This is a genomic window from Streptomyces sp. NPDC005017, from assembly GCF_042873115.1.
Classification (GTDB): domain Bacteria; phylum Actinomycetota; class Actinomycetes; order Streptomycetales; family Streptomycetaceae; genus Streptomyces.
On record NZ_JBIALD010000003.1, the window covers coordinates 1 to 11,496 of the forward strand.

11 protein-coding genes, 1 rRNA gene and 1 riboswitch are annotated in these 11,496 nt (G+C 69.3%); of the genes, 11 read left to right on the top strand and 1 reads right to left on the bottom strand.

Annotated features, from left to right (window positions below):
• From rrf to ACFYR0_RS05025, 11 genes are all read left to right on the top strand, one after another.
• Positions 1-92 (top strand): 5S ribosomal RNA (rrf, locus tag ACFYR0_RS04975); the annotation flags it as partial.
• 109 nt (positions 93-201) lie between these two features.
• Entirely contained in the window at positions 202-810 is a 609-nt protein-coding gene (locus ACFYR0_RS04980) for a CDP-alcohol phosphatidyltransferase family protein (protein WP_389321987.1), read from the top strand.
• Positions 811-926: 116 nt separating this feature from the next.
• Positions 927-3,422 (top strand): sugar phosphate nucleotidyltransferase, encoded by a 2,496-nt coding sequence (locus tag ACFYR0_RS04985; protein ID WP_389321989.1) that lies wholly within the window; start codon positions 927-929, stop codon positions 3,420-3,422.
• A gap of 140 nt (positions 3,423-3,562) precedes the next feature.
• Entirely contained in the window at positions 3,563-4,486 is a 924-nt protein-coding gene (locus tag ACFYR0_RS04990; protein ID WP_389321991.1) for a DUF881 domain-containing protein, read from the top strand.
• Positions 4,483-4,815, top strand: coding sequence for a small basic family protein (locus tag ACFYR0_RS04995; protein WP_003988855.1), 333 nt, complete (start codon positions 4,483-4,485; stop codon positions 4,813-4,815). The genes ACFYR0_RS04990 and ACFYR0_RS04995 overlap by 4 nt, the downstream gene beginning before the upstream one ends.
• Positions 4,816-4,820: 5 nt before the next feature.
• Positions 4,821-5,651 carry a DUF881 domain-containing protein gene (locus tag ACFYR0_RS05000; protein WP_389321993.1) on the top strand — a complete coding sequence of 277 codons (831 nt, stop codon included), beginning with the start codon at positions 4,821-4,823 and terminating at the stop codon, positions 5,649-5,651.
• Between the two features lie 61 nt (positions 5,652-5,712).
• Complete coding sequence (locus tag ACFYR0_RS05005; protein WP_389321995.1) at positions 5,713-6,675, top strand: FHA domain-containing protein; 963 nt, start codon at positions 5,713-5,715, stop codon at positions 6,673-6,675.
• Between the two features lie 42 nt (positions 6,676-6,717).
• Entirely contained in the window at positions 6,718-7,455 is a 738-nt protein-coding gene (locus ACFYR0_RS05010) for a MerR family transcriptional regulator (RefSeq protein WP_389321997.1), read from the top strand.
• Positions 7,456-7,804: 349 nt separating this feature from the next.
• Positions 7,805-8,278: a bifunctional nuclease family protein gene (locus ACFYR0_RS05015; RefSeq protein WP_004002801.1), complete on the top strand. Its 474-nt coding sequence runs from the start codon at positions 7,805-7,807 to the stop codon at positions 8,276-8,278.
• 262 nt (positions 8,279-8,540) lie between these two features.
• Entirely contained in the window at positions 8,541-9,221 is a 681-nt protein-coding gene (locus ACFYR0_RS05020; RefSeq protein ID WP_389321999.1) for a MerR family transcriptional regulator, read from the top strand.
• 95 nt (positions 9,222-9,316) lie between these two features.
• Positions 9,317-10,675, top strand: a complete 1,359-nt coding sequence (locus ACFYR0_RS05025; RefSeq protein ID WP_389322001.1) for a DNA polymerase IV — start codon at positions 9,317-9,319, stop codon at positions 10,673-10,675.
• Between the two features lie 214 nt (positions 10,676-10,889).
• Here the strand turns inward: ACFYR0_RS05025 and ACFYR0_RS05030 are convergent, their stop codons facing one another.
• The gene (locus tag ACFYR0_RS05030) at positions 10,890-11,264 is read right to left on the bottom strand and encodes a PRC-barrel domain-containing protein (protein ID WP_389322003.1); all 375 of its coding nucleotides are present in this window, start codon (positions 11,262-11,264) and stop codon (positions 10,890-10,892) included.
• 113 nt (positions 11,265-11,377) lie between these two features.
• Positions 11,378-11,473, top strand: a riboswitch (glycine riboswitch).
• Positions 11,474-11,496: the final 23 nt, after the last annotated feature.

The following is an 11,496-nucleotide window of genomic DNA, read 5'->3' on the forward strand; positions in this document are numbered from 1 at the left end:
CGCCCGGTTACATTCCGAACCCGGAAGCTAAGCCTTACAGCGCCGATGGTACTGCAGGGGGGACCCTGTGGGAGAGTAGGACGCCGCCGAACAATTCTTATAGCTCCGGCTCCTGGGTGAATAACCCAGGAGCCGGAGCTTTTTTGCGTTGAGGTAAGGTCAGGGGGCATCATCGGCACGTTCACCGCAGGAGGCCCCCGGTTGGAGGTCCAGGAGACCCGCGTCCAGACGGACAGGGTGTTCACCATCCCGAACATCCTCAGCATGGCGCGACTGCTCGGAGTGCCGCTCTTCCTGTGGCTGATCCTGAGGCCCGAGTTCGGGGGCCCGAAGAGTGACGGGTGGGCGCTTCTCGTCCTCGCGCTCAGCGGGATCACCGACTATCTCGACGGGAAGCTGGCGCGGCGGTGGAACCAGATCAGCAGCCTCGGCCGGCTCCTGGACCCCGCGGCCGACCGGCTCTACATTCTGTCCACCCTGGTCGGACTCACCTGGCGCGAGATTCTGCCCCTGTGGTTGACCGCGGTACTACTCGCTCGTGAGCTGGTCCTGTTGGTCATGGTGGGCATCCTCCGCCGCCACGGGTATCCGCCGCCCCAGGTGAACTTCCTCGGGAAGGCGGCTACATTCAACTTGATGTACGCGTTCCCACTGCTCCTGCTCAGCGACGGAAGCGGATGGATCTCGTCACTTGGCGCCGTTTTCGGATGGGCGTTCGCAGGATGGGGTACAACGCTCTACTGGTGGGCAGGAGTCCTGTACGTGGTGCAAGTCCGCCGTCTAGTCCGTGCGGACGCCATCGCCGATTGAACTCGCGGATGGACCAGGCCGCAACGGCGCGATCGCCCGCAACGTAAAAGTGCGGGACAATTCGTAGCGGGTGAAGTCGGCTAGACCGTCGTCTCTTCGAGGAGGACGCTTCCGACATGAAGGCCGTCGTGATGGCCGGAGGCGAAGGCACACGCCTGCGCCCCATGACCTCAAGCATGCCCAAGCCGCTCCTGCCGGTGGCCAACCGGCCGATCATGGAGCACGTTCTGAGGCTGCTCAAAAGGCATGGGCTCAATGAGACCGTGGTCACCGTCCAGTTCCTGGCCTCGTTGGTCAAGAACTACTTCGGTGACGGTGAAGAACTCGGCATGGAGCTCACCTATGCCAACGAGGAGAAGCCACTCGGTACCGCCGGTAGCGTCAAGAACGCCGAAGAGGCGTTGAAGGACGACGCTTTCCTGGTCATCTCCGGTGACGCGCTCACCGATTTCGACCTGACCGAGCTCATCAACTTCCACAAGGAGAAGGGCGCACTCGTCACCGTCTGTCTGACGCGTGTGCCCAATCCGCTGGAATTCGGCATCACCATCGTCGACGAAGAGGGAAAGGTCGAGCGTTTCCTCGAGAAGCCGACCTGGGGACAGGTCTTCTCCGACACGGTGAACACGGGCATCTACGTGATGGAGCCCGAGGTATTCAACTATGTCGAGGCCGACGTGCCCGTCGACTGGTCCGGCGACGTCTTCCCTCAGCTGATGAAGGAGGGCAAGCCGGTCTACGGATTCGTGGCCGAGGGCTATTGGGAGGACGTCGGCACGCACGAGAGCTACGTCAAGGCACAGGCTGACGTGCTCGAACGCAAGGTCGACGTGGAGATCGACGGTTTCGAGATCTCCCCGGGCGTCTGGGTGGCCGAGGGCGCCGAGGTGCACCCCGACGCCGTTCTGCGCGGACCGTTGTACATCGGCGACTACGCCAAGGTCGAGGCCGGCGCGGAGATTCGCGAGCACACCGTCGTCGGCTCGAACGTGGTCGTCAAGAGCGGTGCGTTCCTGCACAAGGCCGTGGTGCACGACAACGTGTACGTCGGGCAGCACAGCAATCTCCGCGGCTGTGTCGTCGGCAAGAACACCGACATCATGCGGGCGGCCCGGATCGAGGACGGCGCTGTCATCGGAGACGAGTGCCTGATCGGTGAAGAATCGATCGTTCAGGGCAACGTCCGGGTCTATCCCTTCAAGACGATCGAGGCCGGCGCATTCGTCAACACCTCGGTCATCTGGGAGTCCAGAGGACAGGCGCATCTCTTCGGCGCCCGCGGTGTCTCCGGGATTCTGAACGTGGAGATCACACCCGAGCTGGCCGTGCGGCTGGCCGGCGCCTACGCGACCACGCTGAAGAAGGGCTCGACCGTCACGACGGCCCGTGACCACTCACGTGGCGCGCGTGCGCTGAAGCGGGCCGTCATCTCCGCGTTGCAGGCGAGCGCCATCGACGTACGCGACCTGGAGAACGTACCGCTGCCCGTGGCGCGGCAGCAGACGGCGCGGGGGAGCGCCGGCGGGATCATGATCCGGACGTCGCCCGGGGTGCCGGACTCGGTGGACATCATGTTCTTCGACAGCCAGGGCGCGGATCTCTCGCAGGGCAGTCAGCGCAAGCTGGACCGGGTGTTCGCGCGTCAGGAGTACCGGCGGGCGTTCCCGGGCGAGATCGGGGACCTGTACTTCCCGGCGAGCGTCTTCGACTCGTACACCGGTTCGCTGCTGAGGAACGTCGACACGACCGGCATCGCCGAGTCGGGGCTGAAGGTCGTCGTCGACGCGTCGAACGGCAGCGCCGGACTGGTGCTGCCGAGTCTGCTGGGCAAGCTCGGGGTGGACTCGCTGACCATCAATCCGGGTCTCGACGAGTCCCGGCCGACCGAGTCGGCCGAGACACGGCGGTCGGGCCTGGTGCGTCTCGGCGAGATCGTGGCGTCCGCGCGGGCGGCGTTCGGCGTGCGGTTCGACCCGGTCGGCGAGCGGCTGTCGCTCGTGGACGAGAAGGGACGCATCGTCGAGGACGACCGGGCTCTGCTGGTGATGCTCGACCTGGTGGCCGCCGAGCGGCGCAGCGGGCGGGTGGCGCTGCCGGTGACGACCACGCGTATCGCCGAGCAGGTGGCGGCGTACCACGGGACGCAGGTCGAGTGGACGACGACATCGCCGGACGACCTCACACGGGTCGGCCACGACGAGTCGACCATCTTCGGCGGTGACGGCAAGGGCGGCTTCATCGTCCCCGAGTTCAGCAGCGTCTTCGACGGTACGGCGGCCTTCGTACGGCTGATCGGGCTGGTGGCGCGGACGCAGCTCACGCTGAGCCAGATCGACGCGCGGATTCCGCGTGCGCACGTCCTCAAGCGCGATCTGGCGACCCCGTGGGCGGTCAAGGGTCTCGTGATGCGGCGGGTCGTCGAGGAGGCCGGAGACCGCTTCGTGGACACCACGGACGGTGTACGGGTCGTGGAGACGGACGGGCGTTGGGTCATGGTCCTGCCCGACCCGGCCGAGGCCGTCACCCATCTGTGGGCGGAGGGGCCGGACGACGCGTCGGCGCAGGCCCTGCTCGACGAGTGGTCGGCCGTGGTGGACAGCGCCGGGCGGTGACAGCGCGCTCCACGGGACGTCCGGCGGTGTTCGCCGGACGGTGAGAAGGCGCCACGCGCGCGTGCCGGACAGGTGCCCTCCGGGGACCTGTCCGGCACGTCCGTGGGGCCATTCGGAGGTACCGGCCACGACGTGCGACGATGTGCGGCATGTCGCAGCCCCCCGTTCGGAGCAGTCCGACGCGCGCCCCGCGTCCGGACGCGTCCATGTCGCTGCTCACCAACGTGATGGATCACAGCCTGGACGACGGCTACGCGGAGGCTACGGCCCGCAAGGCCGCCGCCGGCGAGGGGGGACTGCCCAGGACGCTCCGGGCGAAGCTGGGCTTGGCCGCCGGTCTGGTGCTCGCGGCCCTCGTGGTGACCGTGGGCGCCGCACAGGCGCGCGTCGCGGCCCCTGTGGTGGCCAAGGAGCGCGAGGAGCTGATCGACCGCATCGGGCGCGAGACCGACGCCGCGGACGAGCTCGAGAAGTCCGTGGACGAGCTGCGGGACGACGTGAGCGCGCGGCAGCGCGAGGCACTGAAGGACAGCGGCGGCAGCGGCCAGGCGGATCTGGTGGGCGTCCTGTCGGGTGCCGTGGAGGTCCACGGGCCCGGCGTGAAGCTGGTCGTCGACGACGCCAAGGGGACCTCCGACGGCGGCGACGCCAATCCGCGAGGGACGTCCGGCTTCTCCGACACGGGCCGGGTACGCGACCGTGATCTCCAGCGCGTGGTGAACGGGCTGTGGGAATCGGGCGCCGAGGCCGTCTCCATCAACGGGCAGCGGCTGACGGCGCTGTCCGCGATCCGGGCCGCGGGTGACGCGATACTGGTCGACAACAGGCCGCTGGTGCCGCCGTACACGGTGCTCGCGGTGGGGGACGGCAAGGGGCTCAAGACCGCCTTCCAGGACAGCGCGGACGGTGTGTATCTGCATGTCCTCCAGGAGAGCTACGGGATCCGTACCGCCATCTCGTCGGAGGACGAGCTGCGGTTGCCCGCCGCGCCCAGCGTGATCGTCCGTACCGCACAGCCGATAACCGAGACAGCACAGCCGCAAGCTGAGAAGGGCACATCGTGATCGCCGTACTGGGCCTCGTCGTGGGAGTCGTGGCCGGCCTGTTGGTCCGGCCTGAGGTTCCGGCGGTGGTCGAGCCTTATCTGCCGATCGCCGTCGTGGCGGCGCTGGACGCCGTGTTCGGCGGTCTGCGGGCCATGCTCGACGGGATCTTCGACGACAAGGTCTTCGTGGTGTCGTTCCTGTCGAACGTCGTGGTCGCCGCGCTGATCGTGTTCCTCGGGGACAAGCTGGGCGTGGGCGCGCAGCTGTCCACGGGTGTGGTGGTCGTGCTCGGCATCCGGATCTTCTCCAACGCGGCCGCGATCCGCCGGCACGTCTTCCGGGCGTGAGGCCGATGAGCGACCAGGACGAGACGGCCGAGAACCGGCTGCGCAAGGAACTGCCCGAAGAGGTGCCCGTGGCGCCTCCCGTCGAGCCCGTGGAGGAGCCGGCGGAGCCCGTGCTCACGGGCCGCCAGAGGCTGGTGAATGGGCTGTGGCCGCCGCGTGTCAGCCGGGCCCAACTCATCGTCGCCCTGCTGTTGTTCGGTCTGGGCTTCGGTCTCGCCGTGCAGGTCGCGTCCAACAGCGACGACGACACCGCCCTGCGCGGAGCGCGCCAGGAAGATCTTGTGCGCATCCTCGATGAACTGGATGACCGTACTCAGCGTCTTGAGGACGAGAAGCAGGGTCTCGAGAAGCAGCGGGACGAGCTGGAGAACAGCTCCGACCAGGCGGAGGAGGCCCGCAGGCAGACGATCGAGAAGGAGAGGCAACTCGGCATCCTGGCGGGCACGGTGGCCGCCCAGGGGCCCGGTATCACGATGACGATCGACGACACGAAGGGCACCGTCGAGGCCGACATGCTGCTCGACGCCGTCCAGGAACTGCGCGCGGCCGGTGCCGAGGCGATCCAGGTGAACGGCGTGCGGGTGGTGGCCGGGACGTACCTGACGGATTCCGGCAACTCCGTGAGCGTCGACGGGAACGAGATCAACGCGCCCTATCGTTTCCAGGTCATCGGCAAGCCTCAGGACCTCGAACCGGCACTCAACATCCCAGGAGGCGTGGTGCAGACGCTGGAGAAGGAGCAGGCCACCGTTACGGTTGAGCGTTCGGACAAGATCATCGTGGATGCCTTGCGACCCGCGAAGCAGCCTGACTACGCTCGGTCGTCCTCCCAGTGAACCGGGGGTGCATGGGGGGCGTCCGTCGAGGGCAAGAGGTTGCGGGGGGTCGCCGCACCGAATGGGTGGTGCGTGGTGGAAACTGTCTGGTGGTTACGGACGTTGTCATGATGTCCGGCTCGGCCAGAGTGTGCAGTCAGGGTTCGTCCTGCCCCACGGGCGGGTCTATTTCGGTCAAGGGGAATCGCCCGTGAAGTTGTTTGCGAAGTTGTTCGGCAAGAGCGCGCGAGACGGCGGCGACAACAGCGCCACCGCTCGTCATCGCGCCCAGCCCGACGCCGAAGGTCAGCGGCCGCTGTTCCGTGACCAGGTCGCTGGTCCGGGCGGCGACATTTCCGGCGGTCCGGGCGCGCCGTCGGTTGACCCTGCCCAGGCGGGCGGCATAGGTTTCGGCCAACCGTCGACCCCAGCTGCGGGCGGAGGATACGCCGCCGACCCGTACGCGTCCAACGCCCCGGCGGGGCAGCCGCGGCAGGAGGATCCGTCCATGTCGGCCCTGGTGTGCCAGAGGTGCGGTAACCGCAACGCGGAGAACAGCCGCTTCTGCTCCAACTGCGGTGCTCCGCTGCGGGCCGGCGCGGCCCCGGAGCGTCCGTCCGAGACGACGTCCACGATCTCCATCAGCGGGCTCGAGGCCTACGACGCCGAGGTGACCGGCCAGACGCAGGTGCCGGCGCTGTCGCCCGAGGCGCAGGCCGCGGTCGACGCGCTGCCGCTGGGCTCGGCGCTGCTGGTCGTGCGCCGCGGTCCGAACTCGGGCAGCCGCTTCCTGCTGGACGGCGAGCTGACCACGGCCGGCCGGCACCCGCAGAGCGACATCTTCCTGGACGACGTGACGGTCTCGCGCCGCCATGTGGAGTTCCGGCGCAGCCCCGACGGCTCGTTCACCGTCGCCGACGTGGGCAGCCTGAACGGCACGTACGTCAACCGCGAGCGGATCGACCAGGTCGGACTGCACAACGGCGACGAGGTGCAGATCGGTAAGTACCGGCTCGTCTTCTACGCGAGCCGCCAGGGCATCTGACCCGCTCCGGACCCAGGTCCGGGGGATCCCCAGGGAAGGTCCATGCTTCAAACACCGAGCGGCGGTGCCGGGAGTGGCACCGCCGCGGCGGACAGTGGACTGATGAGCATCGGCACGGTGCTGAACGCGCTGCGCGACGAGTTCCCCGAAGTCACCATCTCCAAGATTCGTTTCCTGGAGTCGGAGGGGCTCATCGAACCGCAGCGCACCCCTTCGGGGTACCGCAAGTTCAGCGTGAGTGACGTCGAGCGTCTCGGTCATGTGCTGCGGATGCAGCGGGACCACTATCTGCCGCTCAAGGTGATCCGCGAGTATCTCGAAGCTGTCGCGCGCGGCGAGGACGTGCGGCTTCCGGCCGTCGGCCGTCAGCGCGACGGCGAGGCCCCGCCGGAGCCGGCGGAGGGTCCCACGGCGGCCCGGATCGGGCGTGCGGAGCTGCTCGCCGCGGCCGGGATCGAGGAGTCCGAGCTGGTGGAGTGGGAGTCCTACGGGCTGATCACACCGCTGCCGGAGGGCGTGTACGACGCCGAGACGGTGACTGTGGCGACCCTGGTGGCCGAGCTGGGGCGGTTCGGGATCGAGCCGCGGCACCTGCGGGTGATGAAGGCGGCCGCCGACCGTGAGGCCGGGCTGGTGGACCAGGTGGTGGCTCCGCTCAGGCGGCACCGCAATCCGCAGACCAGGGCCCATGCGGAGGCTCGTACGAAGGAGCTCGCCGGGCTCACGGTGAGGCTGCATTCGGCACTGGTGCAGACGGCGCTCGGGGTGCGCCTGCCCTGAGACGCGGCCGCGCCGCCGGGACCGTAGAGGGGGTCCGTCCCGACGCGGTCGGGCGTGTGCTCGTGGTGCCGCCCGGTGACCGGGCGGAGCTGACTCGTGGTTCGAGTGGTGACGAACCAGGCGGGCCGCCGGGCCGAGTGCCGACGGACCGAACGTGGGGTCCGAGGCCCGGAAGGCGTCGGCTCGGAAGGGCGTTTCCCCGGGCCGGCCGCGGAGTTGATCATCGGGCGGCTCCGGGCTGGTGGGTGACCGGATCGGCCGCCCTCGCGACGCCCCACGCCCCGCGGGAACGGCCTCCTGTGCCGGGCCCGACTACCCAAACGTCCCGGGCACGGCCTAGGGTTACTGTGTGAACGAGCTCGATGTCGTAGGTGTCCGGGTCGAAATGCCCTCCAACCAACCGATCGTGCTCCTGCGCGAAGTGGGAGGCGACCGCTACCTCCCCATCTGGATCGGGCCGGGGGAGGCGACGGCCATCGCCTTCGCGCAGCAGGGCATGGCCCCCGCGCGGCCGCTCACTCACGACCTGTTCAAGGACGTGCTGGAGGCCGTCGGCCAGGAGCTCACCGAAGTGCGCATCACGGACCTGCGTGAAGGCGTCTTCTACGCCGAGCTGGTCTTCGCCAGCGGCGTCGAGGTGAGCGCCAGGCCGTCCGACGCCATAGCGCTGGCCCTGCGCACCGGGACGCCGATCTACGGGAGTGACGGGGTGCTGGACGACGCGGGGATCGCGATCCCGGACGAGCAGGAGGACGAGGTGGAGAAGTTCCGCGAGTTCCTCGACCAGATCTCGCCCGAGGACTTCGGCACCAGCAGCCAGTGAGCCGCGGTCGGGCCGGCCCGGCGGAGGAGATCCGCGGGGCTCGCCGGGCCGTCCTGGGACACCGCCGTCTCGGCACATGCCAGCGGCGATTGAGAGCGTCCTGCGGCCTCCCGCGAGTGCATTCGGCTAGCCTTTCCCCGCGGTGGGGCACGGGAAACCACTCCTGGGGTGATTATCACTCGGCGTGCCGAGTGTGGCGATCGTTGACGCACCCTTGGTGACTGCCTACCGTCGAGAGGGCAGGTCAAGGACGGAGGTCGGCGTGAGAAGCAGCGGCGACGGTACGGCTGGGGGTGCCCCCGGACGCGGTCTGGGGGAGAGCGGCCCGTACCCTCCCCAGGGCTCTCGGCTGCACTCCAGCCGCGGATGTCCCGATTACGACAGCGCGTCCGGTCATACCGCTCAGCGGCCCACGGCCGTGCCCGACGGCGGGGCGGCGCAGGGGGCGGCCGAGGAGGTCGGCTACCGGGGCCCGACGGCCTGTGCGGCCGCCGGCATCACCTACCGCCAACTGGACTACTGGGCGCGCACCGGACTGGTCGAGCCCAGCGTGCGGCCCGCTTACGGGTCGGGGACGCAGCGGCTGTACAGCTTCCGGGACGTCGTCGTCCTGAAGATCGTCAAGCGGTTCCTGGACACCGGGGTCTCGCTCCAGAACATCCGCAGCGCCGTCCGGCATCTGCGTGAGCGCGGGTTCCGCGATCTGGAGCGCATGACGCTGATGAGCGACGGCGCCACCGTCTACGAGTGCACCTCGCCCGACGAGGTGCACGCCCTGTTGCAGGGCGGCCAGGGCGTTTTCGGGATCGCCGTCGGCGTGGTCTGGCGGGACGTCGAGAGCGCGCTGTCCCAGCTTCACGGTGAACGCATCGACACCGGGGAGACGCTCGTCGGGCACAACCCGGCGGACGAACTGGCCCGGCGGCGCAACAAGGCGGTCTAGCCCGCTGCCGGAACACCGGGTTCCGGCAGCGCCCGAGGTGAGACTCTCCGCCCTGGGCCGGGGCATTGTCAGTGGTGTGGTGCAGCATCGGAGATGTGAGAACCGCGCCCACGATCCTGCATCTCGACATGGATGCCTTCTTCGCCTCGGTGGAGCAGGCGTCCAAGCCGAGCCTGCGCGGGAAGGCCGTGATCGTGGGCGGGCTCGGGCCGCGCGGGGTGGTGGCGACCTGCTCGTACGAGGCCCGGGTGTTCGGGGTGCACTCGGCGATGCCGATGGCCCAGGCGCGGCGGCTGGCACCCAACGCCGCGTATCTGGCGCCGAGGTTCGCGCTGTACCGGGCGGTCAGCGAGCAGGTGATGACGCTGCTGCGGGCGCTGTCGCCGCTGGTGGAGCCGCTGAGCCTGGACGAGGCGTTCGTGGACCTGGAGGCCGGTGAGGCGGCCTGGGACGCCGGTTCGGCACGGCTGAGCGGGGCCAAGCTGCGCGCGGACATACGGGCCGTCACCGGGCTCACGGGCTCGGTCGGGCTGGCGGCCTCCAAGATGCTGGCGAAGATCGCCTCCGAGCAGGCCAAACCGGACGGGCTGGTGCTGATCGAGCCGGGCACCGAGCGGGCGCTGCTCGGGCCGATGTCCGTGCGGACCCTGCCCGGGGTGGGGCCCGCGACGGGCGACCACCTGAGACGGGCGGGCATCCACACGGTCGAGGAGCTGGCCGAGGCCGGTGAGGACGAGCTGGTGCGACTGGTCGGCAGGGCGCACGGGCACGCGCTCTACGCGATGGCGCTCGCGCGCGACGAGCGGTCCGTGGTGGCCGAGCGGGAGACCAAGTCGGTGTCCGTCGAGGACACCTACGACGTGGACATCCACGACCGGGTGCGGGTCGGGCTGGAGGTGCAGCGGCTGGCCGACCGCTGCGTACGGCGGCTGCGGGGGGCCGGGCTGTCCGGGCGGACGATCCAGCTCAAGGTACGGCGCTACGACTTCTCGACCCTGACCCGCTCCGAGACGCTGCGGGGGCCCACCGACGACCCGGTGGTGGTGCGGGAGGCCGCGCTGCGGCTGCTGGAGGCCGTCGACACCACGGGTGGGGTGCGGCTGCTCGGGGTCGGGGTGAGCGGCCTGGCCGACTTCACCCAGGAGGACCTGTTCGCGCAGGCCGCGGGGGAGGCGGTGCAGGTGGCCGAGGACGAGTCTCGCGAGGAGCGGTCGAAGGAGGACGCCGAGGAGCCCCAGGAGCGGCGGTGGGCACCGGGGCGCGACGTCCACCACGCCGAGCACGGGCACGGGTGGGTGCAGGGCAGTGGTCTGGGGCGGGTCACGGTGCGGTTCGAGACGCCGACGTCGGAGGTGGGGCGGGTGCGGACGTTCAGGGTCGAGGACCCTGCTCTTTCTGTGGCGGAACCGTTGCCGCTGGTGCGGGGCCCTGCCGGGCGGGGTGCCTGGTCGTAGTGGTCGACGGGTGTGCGGCTCGGCGCGGAGGGGTTTGGCTGCGGGCCGTTCGTGGCTGGTCGCGCAGTTCCCGCGCCCCTCAGGGGTGGTGGAGGGTGGGTGGGGCGATTCGGACTTCGGCTGCGGGCAGTGGGTGGCTGTCGCGCAGTTCCCCGCACCCCTTGAGAAGGCGTGGTCAGGGGCCCCGGGGCTTGTTTGGTGGGGGAGGGGTGGGTTAGCGGGGGTCTTCCTTGCCTGCGATGTTTCCGAAGTCGCGGTCGGGGAGCGGGGGAGGCGGTGCCACGTCCAGGCCGTAGTGGTGGTAGAGCTGGAGTTCCTGTTCGGGGGAGAGGTGGCGGCCCACCCCGAAGTCGGGTGCGTCCTTGATCAGGGCTCGCTCGAAGGGGACGTGGAGTGTGCCCTCGATCAGTTCGCTGGGCTCCAGGGGGACGAAGGCGTCCCTGGAGAAGAGGCCGGTGCGTATCGCCGCCCATTCCGGCACGCCGGTCGCGTCGTCGAGGTACACCTCGTCGATCGTGCCGATCTTCGTGCCGTTGCGGTCGAACGCCTTGCGGCCGATCAGGTTGCGCGGATCGATGTCGGTCTGCACGAGCCCTCCACTTGGTCGGCACTCATCCGTAAGCACTACGAAAGAGCACATTGGTGAGCCCGGCCACTCGAAGGCCCGCTCGGGAACCGCGCTGGTAGGCTTGCAGAGGCTGCTGACCCCGTGCGGGAGAGTCCTCCGGTAGTTGTCGGAGGCGCCGAAGGAGCAAATCCTCCCCGGAATCTCTCAGGCCCACGTACCGCACGGACGAGGTCACTCTGGAAAGCAGGGCGGG